The sequence below is a fragment of the Nostoc sp. CENA543 genome, assembly GCF_002896875.1.
GTDB lineage: Bacteria > Cyanobacteriota > Cyanobacteriia > Cyanobacteriales > Nostocaceae > Trichormus.
Window position 1 is genome coordinate 4,752,824 of sequence record NZ_CP023278.1, and the last position, 18,460, is coordinate 4,771,283.

Below are 18,460 nucleotides of genomic sequence, written 5' to 3' on the forward strand. Positions count from 1 at the left end.
GTTAGCCGTTGCCAGTTTTAATTTAGCCTCTGTTTATTCAAGAAATAGGCTTTATAAATCCCGTTTCTTTCATCAATCAAATAGTATTAGTATGCTTAACTAGCATAAATGAACAAGCATTTTTCTATCCAAGAATTAATACTTTGACCTTCTTTCTTGGCTTTGATAGCAATTGTTTTATGTAGCTCAGGGTTAATTCTCAGCATCAGTTTACCTGAAAATGGTTTTTCAGGTTCTTCACCACGTTCTTTACAAAACTCTAAATAATCATCAACTGAGTCATGAAAAGCTTGCTTTAGTTCTTTTGCATTATCACTCTGAAATGTAATCACATCACGCAGATTGATGACTTCACCATGAAAAATTTCAGCCTCATCATCAAACTCAACAACGGCTTCATATCCTTTATATTTCATCGTTACCAGTTTCTCCTGTATCCGCAACTTCTTTAATACCAGACTCCGTTAAGAAGCGACGCATAGATTTAACAGCACCTTTATCAGTTTCTTTTTCTGGATTTGGTCTGTGAAAAGTAGCCTTTACACCATTAAGAACTATTCTTACTCTTGACCCCCTTCCTTCTGACACTTCTGCACCAAGCGCAATCAGCATAGACTCAATATCACTCCAAGAGATATTGGATTTAATAGGGGTTTCAAAGATGTCATCTAGTGTTTTTTTATGTTTACTGTTGATTTCCATTATACATAGTATCATTTGGTGATACTATCTATCTACCACACTTGTTATTTATTTCCAAAAACCTATGAGTTTGGCAAACGAAGATAATCTTTGAGAGTATAAGTTTCTATCATAAATTTTATGGATTATTATTCCCCATATATTTAGCTTTTAATTCTTCTAGTTCTTTATCAATTTCGCTTTGGTTAGTCGATGTATTAGTTGTAGGTTGCGGCTGATTGTTTTGAGGTTTGGATTTACCACCAGGGAGAAATTGCGTTTTCAATTGCTCTAGTTCTAAGTCAACTTGACTTGGTGTTGGGCTAATATAAGTAGGCGGTAAAGTCGGTGATGTTTGATTAGTCGGTTGAACTGCGATCGCTCCATTGGCAACAGGTTGATTTAAATCTTGCAAAACTGCGTCTACTGTTTGATAGCGTCTGGCGGGAATGCTTGCTAACATTTTGTTGAGAATGTTAGTTAAACTATTGCTGATGGGTGTTTTTAAGTATTGCTGCCACATCCAAGTGTCATTATTTGTATCATAGGAATCAAAAGGCGATCGCCCAGTCAATAAATGAATACAAGTCGCCCCTAAACTGTAAATATCACTGGCAAAAGTCGCCCGTCCTCTAATTTGTTCTGGGGCAACATATTCAGGGCTACCAATACTAGTTCCAGTTCTATTTAAAGCTGTGCCAGTTGCAGATTTAGAAGCCCCAAAATCAACTAAGACTAATTTATGATCACTACCGCGTAAAATGATATTTTCGGGTTTAATATCGCGGTGAATTACTTGTCTAGCATGGCAAAATTGTAATACATTCAATAAGTCGCTGAGTAATTGCCGAATTTGGGTTTCGTTAAACGCTCCTTTATTTGCCAATTCCTGAGCTAAATTTGCACCATTAATAAATTCTTGTACTAAATACTGGCGATCGTCTTGGGTAAAGTATGCTAAAAGTTCAGGGATTTGAGGATGTTTACCCAGTTCGTCTAACTGTACCGCCTCTTGGGTAAATAACTCCACCGCTTTTTGGACTGTGTTTGTCCCTTGGGCTTGGGGGTAAAATTGCTTAATTACACAATGTGGTTTCGAGGGTTTATCTTCATCTACAGCCAAGAAAGTTCTGCCAAAACCACCTTGTCCGATGGGTTTAATCGCGCGGTAGCGTTCTTTGAGCAGTAATTTAGAACCACAACTCAAGCAAAACTTGACATCATCAGAATTTTCCGGCTTGGGACAACGGGGATTAAGACAGTAATTCATTGGCGGGATGGCGTTCACATCGCTCAAACTCTGTCTTTATTTTGCCTTGTGCTAGCCAAGAGTGGTTAAGTTCTTTATCCCAACAAACGCTTTAATCGTTTTTAAACCTCATCATCGTTGCGCTTGCCAACTAAAATGACTTCTACTAAATCTTCTTCAGGAAAAAACCGATACACAATCCGATATTCGCCACTATCAACTCTGTAATAACTTGGATACCCTGACAACTGCTTACTATCAGCAGGTAACGGATCAATATTCAAAGCCAAAACTTTTTTTGCAATCTGTGCTGCTATTTTTGGTTGCAAGCCGTTCAAGAAATCGAGAACAGTTGCTAAACCATCAAGCCTCGCCATTAGCTAAACGCTCCAGTGCAGATGTAAAATTCTCCGTCCCAACCATTGCTGATTGGCTCAAAGCTGTTTCAGCTGCTTGTCCTAAAAGCATATCTTCCAATTTTTTCAGTCGGTTAATTAGTTTTCGGTAATTTTTCGGTGAGATATCTAACCTGTCTGCTGCTTCTGGTATCTCATCTACTGAGTTAGGATCATCAGCAAATAATCCCAGTAAATGATCTTGGTTTGGTTCTGTCACTATTAATTGATCAATTGCGTATGCAAACAATTGTGACAAGTCAAAATGGTGCGAGTTTGCTAAATCGATCGCTTTTTCCAGGGTTTTTTGGTCGAGTTGCAATTCGATTTTTTCCATGCTGCCTAATTTCAAAACCTCTGTACTAGGGTGATTCTAGCATTTGGGATAGACGGCAAATGGCAGGGCGATAACTTTCAACAAACGCTACTTGAACCGAAAAAACAATCCAAAATCCAAAATCCAAAATCCAAAATTCCGATGTCCCCAGTTTGTGTAATAATAAGCCGATCGCTAGAGTAATAAGTTACCAACTGTGCAATCAACGGATAATATCAATGACCTCGCTGCTGCACTGCAACAGCCTGCGGATCTTACCTTTGAACTGCCTGATCCCGAAGACGAACAGATTCCAGAGTCAGATTTCCAACAGCAGTTGGATATAGCTTGGCAGGTGTGCGATCGCTTTGATTTGCAAACGGAAATTTGGCGGGGACGCATCTTAAGGGCAATTCGGGATCGAGAAAAAAAAGGTGGTGATGGACGTGGTACTGGTTTTCTCAACTGGCTTAAGCAACGAGAAATCAGTAAAAGTCAAGCCTACGCCTGGATTCAATTAGCTAATAGTGCTGATACTCTCTTGGAAGAAGGCAAGCTAGAACCCAGTGCTGTGAATAATTTCAGCAAACGCGCCTTTGTGGAAACCTCGAAAGCTTCCCCAGAGGTGCAACAGATGGTGAGTGAAGCGGCGAGTAAAGGCGATCGCATCACGAGGCGCGAAGTCCGTCAACTCACGGATGAATGGACAGCAATGTCGTCAGAATTATTACCAGAACCCGTCAAGGTAAAAGCCGCCGAAAATTCCCTTCCTCCGCGTTACATTGCCCCTCTAGTGAAGGAAATGGAAAAACTGCCCGAACAGCATCAAAAGTTTATTCAAAAGGAAATTGCGGCTAATCCTGATGTCGATACTCTCAAGCAGGTAACGACAGAAGCGCGTCAGCTAGCCAAATATCTGAAATCTGCTGCCCAAGTGCAAGCTTTAACAGATAATGATGTCGATATTGAAACAGCTTTAGAAGAAGCCCAAAGGGTCGGTTGTTTAAGTGTGGCGGCTGATTTAGTTAATCAAGCATCCCAAATAGAACAAACCATTGCCAAGTTATACATGACTTGGAAACGGATTACTAATCTCGCAGATAGATTATATGTAGATACTGGAGCAAGTACACCCAATTTGCGATCGCTCCTCAGTAGCATTGAACCTTTAGGTAGCGAAGTTATGGAAGTGCAATTAAGTGGTGCAACAGAACATACAGTGAGGTTGCAGATTCAGGAAACGAATTAGGGCATTGGGCATCGGGCATCGGGCATAGCTTCTATTTTCCCACTCCCCCTGCCCCCTGCCCCCTGCACCCCTGCCTTCCTTCACTCGCTGATTAATTTATGAATGTTAAAGCCTGTGAGGATAGCAACAATTAGCCAAGTGATAGCTAAACCGACGACTTCCGCTAGAAACAGGCGGGTTAATTGGTGTAATAGGATGCCCACAGCCGAACCAACAGGTAAGGCTACAGCCCAACACAAGGAATTCACTATCATCCATTGCCAAGCCCACGGTTTTGGTTTGCGTATGGTTAACCATTGAGATAAACCAATAGCAAAGCCGCCAAATGCTCCATGTAATGCCCCAAAATAGAGCCTAACAGATAATGTTTCCGATGCTGGCACACTCCAACCGAATGCACCCATACCGATGACTGTGAGTATTACCCAGGCTGTAATAGTTAAGATAATCCATCTAATAGTGTAGATATTTTCTCTGAGGATGAGACTTTGGGGTATGGCGATCGCAATTCCTCCCATCGCCGCTTGTAATACACCAATCTCAGCCCGTTCACCAATTTCAATCCAACATAAACTCGCCAAAAAACCGCCAAAAGTCGCAATAGTCCACAGCAAGACAAATTTTAACGGCGTTTTGGCAGAAGTCATTATTAGTCAATAGTTATTAGTCAATAGTCCATAGTGAACAGTTAATAGCCATTAGTCAATAGCAATTAACCGTTAAGGGACTTCCAGAGAATAAACTATCCAATTTATCTACTTCAAAACAACTGTCTCTCCCCTGCTCCCTGCTCCCTGCCCCCTTGCCATTCAGGTGATTGTATATTTTTTTAATTGGAAGTCCCGTCTCCCCTACTTTCTCCCTATCGTCAAAGGTCTATTCGCCTTAGCTGCAAACAAATCACGAAAAACTTTGCGGCGTGTTTGGGGTGATTCTGGACTAATGTAACCCCACAGACTTTCCCAGTAGAAAAAAGACATACCAAAAAATCGGCGATCGCGCACAGCTTCTACCTGTCCTTGCACCTGTGTAATCTTGACTGGATTCCTTAAAGTACCTGTAGAAATCCCAATCGCCACAGGAATTTTAGTTTGAGCAAATTTTACAGATGGTGCTTCTAATTCAGCCAAAAACCCAGTTTGATCACCACGATAAACTTGTAAAATCAACTCATCTATCAACCCTTTTTTGACCCAATTTTCCCAATCTTGTAAATAATTTTTATAAGAAAAATTTTGTCCATTAGGAGACAAAGAAATTTTAATATTGGATTTTATCTCCTTCACAGCTTTATGGATTTCTGCCATAAACCCAGTAATTTTATTAGCACGCCAACTCATCCATTCTGGGTTTAAAGGGTCACTTGGTGGATTTTTCCCTTGATTTTCTCTTTGATACAGTTCCACGGTAAATGGGTCATAACCAAATTTTACAGGCATTCCAAAATGATCATCAAATTGAATACCGTCTACATCATAATTACTGACAACTTCTGTAACTAATGACAAAATAAACTCTCGCACTTCAGGATGTAGTGGATTTAGCCAAGCTAATTTATTCGTCGGCTCATTATTCATTTCTTCCGGTAGCATTTCACTAATAGTTTTTTCACCCTGTTTTCCCGTTGTTAACCAATCAGGATAACGTTTTGCTAGTTCGGAATCAGCAGGAGTCATCAAACCATATTCAAACCAGGGAATAACAGTCAAGTTTTTAGATTTTGCTAACTTCAGTAACTTGGCTAAAACATCTTGACCGCCATGTACAGTATTCAGTAAAGGTTCAACATCACTACCAGTAAATAATTTTGCTGCATTACTTTTATAAAAAGTGTAGCCCCGATTCCACACTACAGGATAAATCGTATTAAAATTGAGTGCCGATAATTGATTAATAGCACGCTCAATACCCCAAGGTACGAATAGCACACCGCTAGCAACGTTAGTTAGCCAAACTCCGCGAATTTCTGTGGTGGTGGGTAAGCTATTTTTTTCTTGATAGTCAGATAATGAAGGATCTGAAAATATTGTTAAGCACAATATAAGTTGTACACAAAGCAAATAAAATAAACAAAGTTTCGCCAACCGATTCATGTGTGGTTTTGACTTCGTTGGGTAGAGATATTTATCAATACGGAATCCATCATAATTTTTCTGGATAATGTAGAAATATCATAATAATCTGCCAAGATATAAAGTGCCAAATAAACATCTATCACTTTATATCTTGGCTTAAATCTCACTATTGAGTAGTTAACAGTGAACAATTATATAGCTCTTAGTAAGGGCTTTAGCCTTTTATCTTGAATCCCAAAGGACTAAAGTAGTTTGGTAGGGTGCGTCAGTATGAATAATTTCTGAGTATAGTTCAGTACGGTTCAGTTAAGTCTAAAGTCTGGGGTTTGTGAAGTAAGGAAAAGTTCGTAGTAAGGACTTCAGTCCTTAGACGAGGACTAAAGTCCTCTCTACGAGACGCTGCGCGAACACTACAAACTATTTTCTTAACTGAACTGTATTGGAGTATAGTTAGTTTATCTGGCACTGAAGCACCCTACATTTTGCATCTTTTCAAAACCTGTCTACACCTGCAAACTGCTGATTATTCATTTGATTTGCAGCCTCTCCACAAGTGCGCGGTGTCGGAAATATCTTCCCAGGATTTGCTAAACCTTGGGGATTAAAAACTTGTCTTACCCACTGCATAGTTTCCAAATCAGTATTACTAAACATATCTGGCATATAGCATTTTTTATCAGCACCTATACCATGTTCACCAGAAATACTACCGCCAACTTTGACACAAAGTTTTAAAATTTCTCCGCCTAATTCCTCAACTTTTTCTAACGCGCCAGGAACAGCATTATCAAACAAAATCAATGGATGTAAATTACCATCACCAGCATGAAAGACATTCGCAATTTGATAACCAAATTTTTGGCTTAATGCTTCAATTTCTTGTAAGACATAGGGTAACTGCGTCCGAGGAATTACCCCATCCTGCACATAATAATCTGGGCTTAAATGACCCGCCGCCGCAAACGCCGCTTTCCTTCCCTTCCACAGCTTCAATCGTGTTTCTGGGTCACTAGCCGCAGTCACATTCCGCGCCCCATTCTTTTTACAAATTTCTGCAACCCGCTTTTTATTTTCTGCAACTTCGATTTCTAACCCATCAATTTCAACTAATAAAATAGCCGTCGCATCACGGGGATAACAATTAGTAGCAACCACATCTTCCACAGCGTTAATACTAATATTATCCATCATCTCCATTCCACCAGGAATTATCCCCGCGCTGATAATATCAGAAACAGTTTCCCCCGCAGCTTCGACACTAGTAAAATCTGCCAACAATACACAAATAGATTCTGCACTTTTCAGAATTCTCAGCGTAATTTCAGTAGCAATTCCCAAAGTACCTTCCGAACCAACAAACACACCCGTTAAATCATAACCAGGAGTTTCAGGAATTTCTCCGCCTAAATCAACAATTTCCCCTTCCGGTGTGACGATTTTTAAACCCAAAACATGGTTAGTAGTCACACCATACTTTAAGCAATGCACCCCGCCAGAATTCTCCGCCACATTCCCCCCAATGGAACAGATAATTTGGCTGGAGGGGTCAGGAGCGTAGTAAAATCCAGCACCACTTACAGTCTGAGTTACCCAACTGTTAATCACTCCTGGCTGAACCACAATGCGTTGGTTATCTAAATCAACATTCAATATTTGCCGCATCAAAGAAGTAACAATTAAAACTGAGTCATCAGAAGGCAATGCACCGCCAGATAAACCAGTCCCTGAACCCCGTGCGATGAAAGGTACAGCATACTGGTTGCATATCTTCACTACCGCCGCCACCTGTTCCGTAGTGCGTGGTAACACCGCCACAGCCGGACGTTGACGATAGCTAGTTAAGCCATCACACTCATAGGTGATGAGTTCTTCACGACGTTGCACTACGCCATTTGTACCTAAAACAGCCTCGAATGCTTTGATGATGGGTTTCCAGTTAAGTTGTTGTTTATCTTGGGTAAGCATAGATTTTTATTTAACTGCCAAGTGGGTGAGTTTAATTACTATTGTGGACAGAATAGCAGTTTAGGGGGATGAAGAGGCGATAACACTCATCGTCAGTAAGTTTTATGGGTGAATAGCAGACTATGACATTGCTGCATTTTTTTATTTGTTTGTGGTATTGAGGAAGGTAAGAAACACAATATTTAAAAGTTTCAATTGACGCTGATAAAGTCAATAAATAACCCTTCCCGTCTTATCTATATAATGCTCATGTTGAGCAATTCTGACCCATGCCAAACCTTGAGAAAAACTTCCAGCGTCCTCAAAATGAGGAGATATCACTAGTTTTCCTGTTTTATCAATATAGCCATATTTGTCATTGATTTCGACTATTGCAAGTTCCTCAGAAAAGCCCCAAGCTTCATCAAAATCAGGATATATCGCTAGCTTTCCTCTTTTATCGATATATCCCCACTTATCATCGATTTTGACTCGTGCAAGTTCCTCGCAAAAGTCACAAGCATCATCAAACTGAGGTAGAATAACTACCCGCCCCATCTGGTTAATATAACCATACTTTCCATTAATCTTGATTCGTTTGAGTGAGGTCGTAAAAGTTAATGAAAGCAAACCTGATTGTTTTAAGGTTTGCAATGCCTCATCTGCATCTGCATATCGCTGCCTGAAATTGTATCGCACCATCTTAGTTAAAATGTCTGTGAGCAAGTTGCTCACTTGAGCTTTTTCTCGCCAGACAACTTCTAATGTTTCAGGATCTATTCTTAGTTCTTGTGGTGAAACTCCAGTTAAAGCTTGAATTGCAGTCATTCCCAGTGCATATACATCACTACATAATCTGGGATGACCATGAAACTGCTCACTAGGCATATAACCATGAGTACCAATTGGTACTGTACTACTGATTTTTCCCTGAGCATTAACTTCTAAAGTGCTGATTTCTTTGATGATGCCAAAATCAATGAGAACAATTTTATTATCTGAATATCGTCGCATCAAATTTAATGGTTTGATATCTCGATGAATTACATTATTTTGATGAACAAAAGCCAGCACTTCTAGAATCTCTTGCAAAAGTTGAATTACATCAGCTTCACTCCAAGGTTTTCCCTTTTCTATTTCGTAACCTAGATCATGCCCTTCAATAAATTCCTGCACAAGATACAGTTCTCTATTCTCTTCAAAGAAATCATACAGTTCAGGTATTTGGGAATGTTCCTTACCCAATTTAAAGAGTATTGCTGCTTCCTTTCTGAACCTTTCTTTTGTATCTAAGTCTGGAGTTTGAGGTCTAGTAAGCCGCTTAATAACACATCTATACTTTGGGCTGACGGGTAGATCCTCTGGGTATTCAGCTAAATAAGTTTCTCCAAAACCGCCTGATCCTAATTGTTCGATAATTCTATAACGCCGCCGCAGTATGTATCCAATCATTGATGCTGCTCTACAGACCTACATATGTAGATTTTGACACAGGCTACACAGTTATTGTAGGTAAATGATTACGTACCGTCTGACTTACAATCAATTAACCTAGAAATAACGCTTTTATATAGTAGATAAACTTATGGTAGAACAATTTCTCATTGACTCTGACACTTTATAGATAATAATCACACCATAAAATCCCTGACTTTATGTAATTTAAATATTACTCAAGTCAGGGATTTTTTCACGGAGATCGCCTGCTAATATCCGATTTAATGATGGTGGTGGTGATGGTGATGATGAGCTATCTGTGGATTCACTGCCACAGACTGTTCATTTTGTAACTCAGATATGTGAATATTCGCCCATTGTGCCGCCATTGCCAAAAACTCTGGATGGTCGTTTACACAAGCCATCTGCACATAATCTACTTGGGGATATTTTTTCTCTAAAGCATGAATAATGTGGTGTACATCCAATAAAGTTTCGTGATTTTCTGTAGCAAAGCCAATAGGCATAAAAATCACTGCTTTTGCGCCTAATTGAATCAAGTTAGTGGCGGCTTGTGTGGCGTTTGGTTGTGTCCATTCAATTAAGGGTGTGTCGTGATTAAGCCAACCGACGGAAATTAAAGGATAGCGATTAATTAATTGATCACGCACCAAATCATATAATGCTTGACTTTCGGTAATACCAGAGGTGAATCCTTTGGCTTTGTGCGGACAACCATGATTCATCAACACAATCCCGATTTGGGAAGGTAAATAAGCTGCGGCTAAATCAGCATTAATTTTTTCCTCAACCAGATGTGCCATCAAATGGATATATTCCGGCTCATTATAAAATGATGGAATATAACGCAGTCCTTTGACCCAATGGCGATCGCCTTCAGCCATTCCTGTAAGAGCCTTATTAACTTGCTCAATCGCAATCCCACTAGTAAAGATAGAATCAACTACCAGTAGTGGGTAAATTAAAATTTTCTCAAAACCTTGCTCTTTAATTTCTGCCAAAACCTGGTGGGGTAAAAAAGGAGCGCAGAAGTTAAACGCTTTAAAAACTTGGATACTATTACCCCACTTAGCTTGTAATAGCTGTTCAATACCAGCACGTTGCTTTTCAAAAATGGCATTGTGAGGAGAGATAAAATCGTGATGTTGGTGTCCCCACTCGTGACGGTCAAATAATGCCAAGAGTTTTGCTAAAGGTGGATAAATCCAAGTTGGTACGGGTGCAAATTTAGCAGTCAGTAGATTCAGAGCCTGTTCGTTATAGTTGGCAAAATCTTCATAACTTTCGACCTCACCATATCCCATGAGCAGAACTGCTACTCTGTCGTGGGTTGATAGATGTTCCTGGATACTTTGTAATTTTTCCGGCGTAGCAACCACAATGAGTTCCTCAATATAAACCAGAATGTAGATTCAAACCAGCAACTAATGTGATGAACCTGGAAGTTACTGGATTTATTTCTCATTAGTAAACCATTATCCCCTCCGGGGGGAGGGGATAAACACAAAATTGACAATAATATATCAAAAGTCATATGAGTGTTATTACTTGATACTTAGTGTTAACAGGGAATGGGGATTGGGGAATGGGGACTGGGAAAGCAGGGGGGCAGGGGGCAGGGAGCAGGGGGAGAAAAACTAATGACTATTGACTATTGACTATTGACCAATGACCATAATCATTTGCCCCGGTATTCATGAACCAAATTTAACTGAAAGTTTTATTGCAGGATGGTTATATGCAGACTCAGACAAAAAACCAGATACATCCTTACCCTTACACCCTCACATCTTAGTGATCCCCACCGAGGGAATTTTTACTTTATCAGGATTTCATATTTGGCAGTTTATGCAAGATTGCTTACACAATAGGCTAAAATCGCCAGTTATATTCATTAGTTTTAGTGCTGGTGTCGTAGGAGCGATCGCTGCTGCTACTCAATGGCAAATGATGGGGGGTAATGTTCAAGCATTTATTGCTATTGATGGATGGGGTGTGCCACTATGGGGGGATTTTCCTATTCATCGTCTCAGTCATGATTATTTCACTCACTGGAGTTCATTATTACTTGGTAGTGGGCAAGATAATTTTTATGCTGATCCATCAGTAGATCATTTAACCATGTGGCGATCGCCCCAAGCTGTTAGCGGCTGGTGGGTAAATTCCTCTGGAGGCGAAATCAATACCCGCAAAAACCCCCTCACCGCAGCTGAATTTTTACATCTATTATTAGAACGCTATGAACCAAAATAATCCGGAAAACAGTCTCAATTAACGGGAGTGAGAAATACAAGGATATTGGGCAAAGGAGTAACAATCTATTGATAAAGATGTGGAAAGGAGACTAAGAAACCAAGGAGTGAGGGAAAATACGCACAACTAACTTCACACTTTCGACTCAGCTTTCCCAGTCAAGAGTCAAGAGTCCCCAATCCCTAGTTCCCCATCTACCCTAGTAAAAATACTAAAGTGATCCATGTTTCCAACTGAACCGGCTGCCGTCAATAACGGGTTTGGCGCACTGCTGAAAAATCGTAATTTTATGCTTCTATGGATGGGACAGCTCTTATCCCAACTAGGAGATAAAGTATTTTTTGTCTTAGTGGTGGCGTTGCTCAAAAATTACCCCCCACTTCCAGGTTTAGCAGAAAGCTCCATGTACTCAATTTTAATGGTGGCTTTCACTTTACCTGCTATTTTATTAGGTTCTGCTGGTGGTATTTTTGTTGACCGCTTCTCAAAAAAACTCATTCTTGTGGGTTCTAATGTTTTGCAGGCTATCTTTGCCCTGTTGATAGCATTTTCACCCAAAGAATTCCTACTATTTTTAATCCTAACTTTTATAATTTCTGCTTTGGCACAGTTTTTTGCCCCAGCTGAACAGGCTGCTATTCCTGTGGTGGTGCGGAAAGAAAACTTTATGGCTGCTAATGCTCTTTACAGTAGCACCATGATGGGGGCTTTAATTATTGGTTTTGCTATTGGGGAACCCATATTGAGTTTTTCAAAAACCTTTTTGGGTGCAGTTTATGGTCAAGAAGCTGTAGTCAGTGCATTATATATACTTTCAGCCGTCGCTTTTCAGTTAGTTGATTTTAAATCAGATCATAAATTTGTTAGCGATCGCCGTACACTCATCGATCCTTGGGCTGATTTTAAGGAAGGCTTGCGTTATCTCAAGAAAAATCGCCTAGTCTTGAATGCCATGCTACAACTGACAACATTATATTGTGTCTTAGCAGCTCTGATGGCTTTGGCAATTAGGCTAGCACCGGATTTTGGTTTAAAACGAGAACAATTTAGCTTTTTCCTGGCAGCAGCAGGTGTAGGGATAGTATTAGGAGCCGCTATTTTAGGTCACTGGGGCAATAAGTTTCATCACAAGCCCTTGCCATTAGTCGGATTCTTAATCATGGCACTAGTGTTAGGGGTATTTACTTTTACTCAAAATCTCTGGCTAGCTTTAGGACTTTGTGGATTTCTAGGTGTTGGTGCTTCCTTGATTGGTGTACCCATGCAAACACTCATTCAACATCAAACACCGCCGACAATGTACGGCAAAGTTTTTGGGTTTCAAAATCATGCCGTAAATATCGCATTGTCAGCACCTTTAGCAATTACCGGGCCATTAATTGATAAGCTGGGTTCACGAACTGTATTGCTAGGAATGAGTTTTATCGTTGCAGGTGTAGGTGTTTGGGCTTGGAAAAGTACCCGCCGAGTCTTACAAGATGTGATTTAGTCAATAGCTATTTAATTAACGGAAACACCGTTTTGATTGAATTTTTTTAAGAAAGCAAATTCTACATCTGGTAATTCTTTAAACAATACGCTGCTCAGATAACGTTCGCCAAAGCTAGGTTGCACCATCACTATTAAACGTCCGGCATTTTCTGGACGTTTGCCTACTTGAATAGCCGCATATAAAGCCGCACCTGTGGAAATTCCCGATAATAATCCTTCTTCTCTGGCTAGACGACGACTAAAAGCGATCGCATCTTCATCAGCTACTTGCATCACTTCATCAACTAATTCCAACCTCAGCACTGGTGGAATAAACCCCGCCCCAATTCCCTGAATTTTATGGGGCTTAGGATTACCACCAGATAACACAGGGCTATTACTGGGTTCTACCGCTACTACTTGAAACTCCGGTTTGCGTTGCTTGAGAGCTTCTGCAACTCCTGTAATTGTTCCCCCAGTACCGACTCCAGAAATTAAAATATCGATTTTACCTTCTGTATCTTGCCAAAGTTCTTCGGCTGTAGTTTCTCTGTGAATCTTAGGATTAGCCGGATTAGCAAATTGTTGCAACATAAAAGCATCGGGTAAAGATGCTGCAATTTCCTCGGCTCGTCGGATAGCTCCTTTCATCCCCTCACTACCTGGAGTTAGTTCCAGTTGTGCGCCATAAGCTTTGAGCATCGCACGCCGTTCTAGGCTCATGGTATCAGGCATCGTCAAAATTAACTGATAACCCTTAGCAGCTGATACCATTGCCAAAGCTATACCCGTATTCCCTGAAGTCGGCTCGACTAAAGTCGTCTTCCCTGGTGTAATCAATCCCTCTGCTTCCGCCGCTTCAATCATACTCATCCCAATTCTGTCTTTGACGGAAGCTGCTGGATTCATTCCCTCCAACTTGACGACAATTTCAGCCACACATCCCTCCGCTTGAGGAATGCGATTCAATCTGACAAGAGGTGTTTTCCCGATTAATTCTGTGATGTTATTAGCAATTCGCATGATCTTTAGACTCCTGGGATCTACTCACAAGTTTTGATCCTCAGCTTGAGCCTATTATACTACGGTAAGCCAATTGATTTTTAGCCTTTTAATGTTGATTCCTTTTCAAATATTCGTACAAATTACTCTTGTTGTTCATGAAAAAAGGCAGAAGAGATGCCACAAACATAGAAAAATCTACGCTTAACGTCGCGGCATCTGCTCATACTGCCATCAGTTAACCATCCCCGTTAGGATGTTATATCCCAACGCTTTGCCGAGGAAGTTGCAACCCCCAAACATTGCACTACCTTGAATACTTGTTAACAACCATAACTAGGCTGTTGACTTAAAATACTTTAAATCGATTGGCTTAACGTATTTATTACCTAACAAAGTTTTTCACACATACCACAAAAAATAAAGTATTCTTCACGACAAATTAGCAAGTAAAGTTCTGTAAACTGCTCTGAAATAACTTTTCCAGGGTACTTGTATTTTATGACGATTTATGCAAACATCACAAAATAAGCAAAATACTTAATCTCGATAGATTTAGTGTATTTTACTATTTGAGTATGAATAAAATGGGAAAAGCACCTCATGGAAATTGCGATCGCTAATGCTAAGTTTAGCAACATTTTTATTTTTTGTATGGGAAGCAAATCTGATTACTGAATATACTGCTTAAAATCAAGATTTCTTGATAATGAATAGCAAAATGTATGCGATTTTATTGAATTTACATACATTCCACAAGAGTCATATAGCCTTAATACAACTGACTGGCATAAGAAAATTTATTTCTAATTTATGCCTCATTTGCCATAAAAATATTTATCTTTTTTAACGATGGATGTGATGTCTTACAAATAAAATTTTCCACAAAAAATCTAATTAAACCAGTGAAAACCATCTAGTTTTGTGTCAAGGGAAAATATCAATGTTACGATTACTATGGAATTATTTTTTAGTTGTTCCAACTATTTTTGGTACTTTTTTAGTAATTTCTTCAGCCAGTAAAGCGATAGAATTACCTGAGCAAAAAATCATCGCTGAAAATGCAGATATACCTGCACAAGAAATTGCTCAGAATTTACCGGAATCATCAAATTCATCTAGCAAAAATCCAGAAACAGATAATTCAACCACACAATTGACTGGTCAAGTGACATCTGTCTCACAGTTATCTGATGTCAGACCGACAGATTGGGCATTTCAAGCATTACAGTCTCTTGTAGAAAGATACGGTGTGATTGCGGGTTATCCCGATGGCACATTTAAAGGGAATCGTGCGCTGACTCGTTATGAATTCGCCGCAGGTTTGAATGCAGCTTTAGACCGTCTCAATGAATTAATTGCTAGTAATACCGGAGAATTGGTACGGAAAGAAGATTTAGCCACATTGCAAAAACTGCAAGAACAATTTGCCACAGAACTTGCACAATTGAGAGGAAGACTAGACACATTAGAAGCGCGGACTGCGGAAGTCGAAGCTAATCAGTTTTCCACTACTACTAAATTAGTCGGTGATGCAATTTTCGTGGCTGCGGATACATTCGGCGATCGCGCCAATAATACACCAGCAAATGACACCAAAGATAGCACTAACACCTTCTTTAGCTACCGTGTCCGACTGAATTTGCAAACTAGTTTTACCGGTAGAGACCAACTGACCACAATTCTTACAGCAGGGAGTGCAGTTCCCAATTTAACCAGCACCACAGGAACAGCAATGACCCGCTTTACCTTTGATACTGATGGTAGAGAAGGAACATACCTCAGTCAACTAGTCTATCGTTTTCCTGTAGGAAAAAAGGCCACCGTTTGGGTAGGGACAAGAGCTTTACAACCAGCTGTATTTACTCCTACTATCAATGCTTCCGTTGGTGGTTTGAATGGCGCATTGTCTCGTTTTGCTACATTTAATCCCACTATTTATCGACCAGGATTTGACGGTGCTGGTGCGGCTTTTGCGTATAAATTCAACAGCCAGCTACAACTCAACTTGGGTTACATCGTCAACGATAGTCAAGCTAACAGACCCGCAGATGGTAATGGCTTTTTCAACGGTAATAGTTTGGCATTAGGTCAACTCACTTATTCACCTAGTCGTCAGTTAGATGTGGCTCTTGCCTATGGTCGTAAATACTTTGGGACTGGGACTGGTTTTAACTTAACTGGTGGGACAGGTAGTGCTTTTTCGAGAAATCCTTTTGAACAAAACGCGACAACTAGCGATAACTTTGGTCTGCAATTTAATTGGAGAACTAGTAGCCGCTTCCATTTAGGTGGTTGGTTTGGTTATACCCTCGCACATCAGCAAAATGGTTCAGATAACGATGCCACTATTATCAATGGCGCGTTAACCTTGGCTTTTCCAGACCTGGGTAAACAGGGTAATGTTGGTGGTTTCATCATTGGTGTACCACCAAAAGTCACAAGTAATGATTATCGACCCAGACCAAACGCAGCCCGTCGGGAAGACCCGGATACATCTTTACATTTAGAGGCTTTTTATACTTGGCGCGTCAGTGACAACATCAGAATCACTCCCTCTTGCTTTGTAATTACCAAGCCAGAACATAACGGAGCGAATGATCCCATTTGGGTGGGTGCTGTTCGTACTACTTTTAGCTTTTAATAGGGGTGTAAGGGTGTGGGGGTGTAAGGGAAAACCTATGCCCCATGCCCCATGCCCTATGCCCAATTTTTAGTTCGTGATTCTTAATATTTGGATATCTAATAATTAGATTCTCGATTATTGTGATGAGCAGTACATATTTTTGATGGACTCATCGTGTAATCTTTATTCACTGAGTAAGATTGCTACGTAAATTTAACTACACGCCAAATAGCGATCGCATTGCATTATTGAAGAACAAGAATATGAGTAAGAAACGTAAGTTTCGTTTAGGTGCATTTATTCAAGCTACCGGACATCATGTTTCTGCCTGGCGACATCCAGATGCCCAAATAGATGCAGGTTTGAATTTCCAGCATTATAAAGAAATCACCCAAACTGCCGAACGGGGTCTATTTGATGCGGTATTTCTGGCAGATAGTCCGGGTGTTTGGGGAGGCGCACCAGCAACTCAAAAACGCAATGGGAAACTTGTTCATTTTGAGCCTGTGACGCTCTTTTCGGCTTTATCCGCCGTGACTACAAACATCGGCTTTATTGCTACGGCCTCCACTACCTACGAAGAACCCTATACCCTAGCTCGTAAATTTGCTTCCTTAGATCACTTAAGTCAAGGTCGTGCAGGTTGGAATGTCGTTACCACAGGTAATGAAAACGCCGCCGCTAACTTTGGTCTTGAGCATCACCCAGAACATAGCGAACGTTATGAACGGGCGCAAGAGTTTGTGCAAGTGGTGAAGGGTTTATGGGATAGCTGGGAAGATGATGCTTTTCTCCGTGACCGCGAATCAGGGATTTATTTTGACCCCGATAAACTGCACATCCTCAACCACAAAGGTAAGCATTTTTCCGTTAAAGGCCCGTTAAACGTCGGTCGCCCACCCCAAGGCTACCCAGTGATTGTGCAAGCTGGAGCTTCGGAAGCTGGAAGAGACTTGGCAGCACAAACTGCGGAAGTGATTTTCACAGCCAATCAAACTTTAGCTGATGCCCAGGAATTTTATGCTGACGTAAAAGGTCGGTTGGCAAAATATGGACGCTCTCCAGACGACCTCAAAATCATGCCTGGGGCTTTTCCAGTCATTGGACGGACTGAGGAAGAAGCTCAAGAAAAATACGAATTCATCCAATCTTTGATTCATCCTGATGTGGCTTGGGGAATCTTAAAGAACTACTACAAAGGTGTGGATTTATCCAAATATTCCTTTGATGATTTAGCTCCTGAACTCCCCAACGATACCAACAATAACAAAAGTCGTCTGAAACTAGTCAAGGATTTAGCTAATCGTGGAACTTTGACTCTGCGCCAATTGTATCTTGCCCTAGCTACTGCGCGGGGTCATCGCACCATCATCGGTACTCCCGAAAGCATTGCTGACCAGTTAGAAGAGTGGTTTAACAACGGTGCAGCCGATGGGTTTAATATTATGCCCCCCATACTGCCCACAGGATTGGATGACTTTGTGAATTTAGTGGTTCCCATACTCCAAAAGCGCGGATTATTCCGTACTGAGTATGAAGGTAGCACCCTGCGGGAAAACTTGGGATTACGTCGTCCGGTGAATCAGTTTGTTACTCAAAAAGAGTCTCATACCAATTCACAATTCGCAATTCGCAGTTCGCAATTAAAAAACTTAGATGCAGCAAAACTTTCAGGGTTTACATCTGTATCAGGTTTTTCGTGAAATGGTCTCAGCGATTGGTTTTGGCGTAAAGACAAGATG

Annotated in this window: 16 protein-coding genes; 5 read left to right on the top strand and 11 right to left on the bottom strand. The window is 40.6% G+C overall.

Translation table 11 applies throughout. From position 1 onward, the window contains the following. Positions 1-95: 95 nt before the first annotated feature. The 5 genes from CLI64_RS19785 to CLI64_RS31650 form a co-directional block, all read right to left on the bottom strand. On the bottom strand, positions 96-416 hold the full coding sequence (locus tag CLI64_RS19785) for a type II toxin-antitoxin system HicB family antitoxin (protein ID WP_103138807.1): 321 nt from the start codon (positions 414-416) through the stop codon (positions 96-98). After that, on the bottom strand, positions 406-702 hold the full coding sequence (locus tag CLI64_RS19790; protein WP_103138808.1) for a type II toxin-antitoxin system HicA family toxin: 297 nt from the start codon (positions 700-702) through the stop codon (positions 406-408). Before CLI64_RS19790 ends, CLI64_RS19785 begins: the two co-directional genes overlap by 11 nt. A 118-nt stretch (positions 703-820) precedes the next feature. Further along, complete coding sequence (locus CLI64_RS19795; protein WP_103138809.1) at positions 821-1,951, bottom strand: serine/threonine-protein kinase; 1,131 nt, start codon at positions 1,949-1,951, stop codon at positions 821-823. 101 nt (positions 1,952-2,052) lie between these two features. Continuing rightward, complete coding sequence (locus CLI64_RS19800; protein ID WP_103138810.1) at positions 2,053-2,307, bottom strand: type II toxin-antitoxin system RelE/ParE family toxin; 255 nt, start codon at positions 2,305-2,307, stop codon at positions 2,053-2,055. Continuing rightward, positions 2,294-2,662: a hypothetical protein gene (locus CLI64_RS31650; protein WP_225977396.1), complete on the bottom strand. Its 369-nt coding sequence runs from the start codon at positions 2,660-2,662 to the stop codon at positions 2,294-2,296. Before CLI64_RS31650 ends, CLI64_RS19800 begins: the two co-directional genes overlap by 14 nt. Positions 2,663-2,858: 196 nt before the next feature. On the opposite strand from CLI64_RS31650, the gene CLI64_RS19810 reads away from it, so the two are divergent. Next, the gene (locus CLI64_RS19810; protein WP_103138811.1) at positions 2,859-3,890 is read left to right on the top strand and encodes a hypothetical protein; all 1,032 of its coding nucleotides are present in this window, start codon (positions 2,859-2,861) and stop codon (positions 3,888-3,890) included. A gap of 80 nt (positions 3,891-3,970) precedes the next feature. Here the strand turns inward: CLI64_RS19810 and CLI64_RS19815 are convergent, their stop codons facing one another. From CLI64_RS19815 to CLI64_RS19835, 5 genes are all read right to left on the bottom strand, one after another. Further along, positions 3,971-4,537: a hypothetical protein gene (locus tag CLI64_RS19815; protein ID WP_103138812.1), complete on the bottom strand. Its 567-nt coding sequence runs from the start codon at positions 4,535-4,537 to the stop codon at positions 3,971-3,973. A gap of 204 nt (positions 4,538-4,741) precedes the next feature. Further along, positions 4,742-5,983 carry a glycoside hydrolase family 10 protein gene (locus CLI64_RS19820; RefSeq protein ID WP_103138813.1) on the bottom strand — a complete coding sequence of 414 codons (1,242 nt, stop codon included), beginning with the start codon at positions 5,981-5,983 and terminating at the stop codon, positions 4,742-4,744. A 474-nt stretch (positions 5,984-6,457) separates the two neighbouring features. After that, positions 6,458-7,930 carry a glycolate oxidase subunit GlcD gene (glcD, locus tag CLI64_RS19825; RefSeq protein WP_103138814.1) on the bottom strand — a complete coding sequence of 491 codons (1,473 nt, stop codon included), beginning with the start codon at positions 7,928-7,930 and terminating at the stop codon, positions 6,458-6,460. A 210-nt stretch (positions 7,931-8,140) separates the two neighbouring features. After that, positions 8,141-9,361, bottom strand: a complete 1,221-nt coding sequence (locus tag CLI64_RS19830; RefSeq protein WP_103138815.1) for a WG repeat-containing protein — start codon at positions 9,359-9,361, stop codon at positions 8,141-8,143. Positions 9,362-9,627: 266 nt separating this feature from the next. After that, complete coding sequence (locus CLI64_RS19835; RefSeq protein WP_103138816.1) at positions 9,628-10,746, bottom strand: ferrochelatase; 1,119 nt, start codon at positions 10,744-10,746, stop codon at positions 9,628-9,630. A 289-nt stretch (positions 10,747-11,035) separates the two neighbouring features. Between CLI64_RS19835 and CLI64_RS19840 the strand changes: the two genes are divergently transcribed. Further along, the gene (locus CLI64_RS19840) at positions 11,036-11,620 is read left to right on the top strand and encodes a hypothetical protein (protein WP_103138817.1); all 585 of its coding nucleotides are present in this window, start codon (positions 11,036-11,038) and stop codon (positions 11,618-11,620) included. 223 nt (positions 11,621-11,843) lie between these two features. Next, positions 11,844-13,109 carry an MFS transporter gene (locus tag CLI64_RS19845; RefSeq protein WP_103138818.1) on the top strand — a complete coding sequence of 422 codons (1,266 nt, stop codon included), beginning with the start codon at positions 11,844-11,846 and terminating at the stop codon, positions 13,107-13,109. A gap of 11 nt (positions 13,110-13,120) precedes the next feature. Here the strand turns inward: CLI64_RS19845 and cysK are convergent, their stop codons facing one another. Further along, on the bottom strand, positions 13,121-14,113 hold the full coding sequence (gene cysK / locus CLI64_RS19850) for a cysteine synthase A (RefSeq protein WP_103138819.1): 993 nt from the start codon (positions 14,111-14,113) through the stop codon (positions 13,121-13,123). Positions 14,114-15,035: 922 nt separating this feature from the next. Between cysK and CLI64_RS19855 the strand changes: the two genes are divergently transcribed. Together CLI64_RS19855 and CLI64_RS19860 are read left to right on the top strand one after the other, a co-directional pair. Then, complete coding sequence (locus CLI64_RS19855; RefSeq protein ID WP_103138820.1) at positions 15,036-16,736, top strand: iron uptake porin; 1,701 nt, start codon at positions 15,036-15,038, stop codon at positions 16,734-16,736. A gap of 245 nt (positions 16,737-16,981) precedes the next feature. Then, entirely contained in the window at positions 16,982-18,421 is a 1,440-nt protein-coding gene (locus CLI64_RS19860) for an LLM class flavin-dependent oxidoreductase (protein ID WP_225977397.1), read from the top strand. Positions 18,422-18,460: the final 39 nt, after the last annotated feature.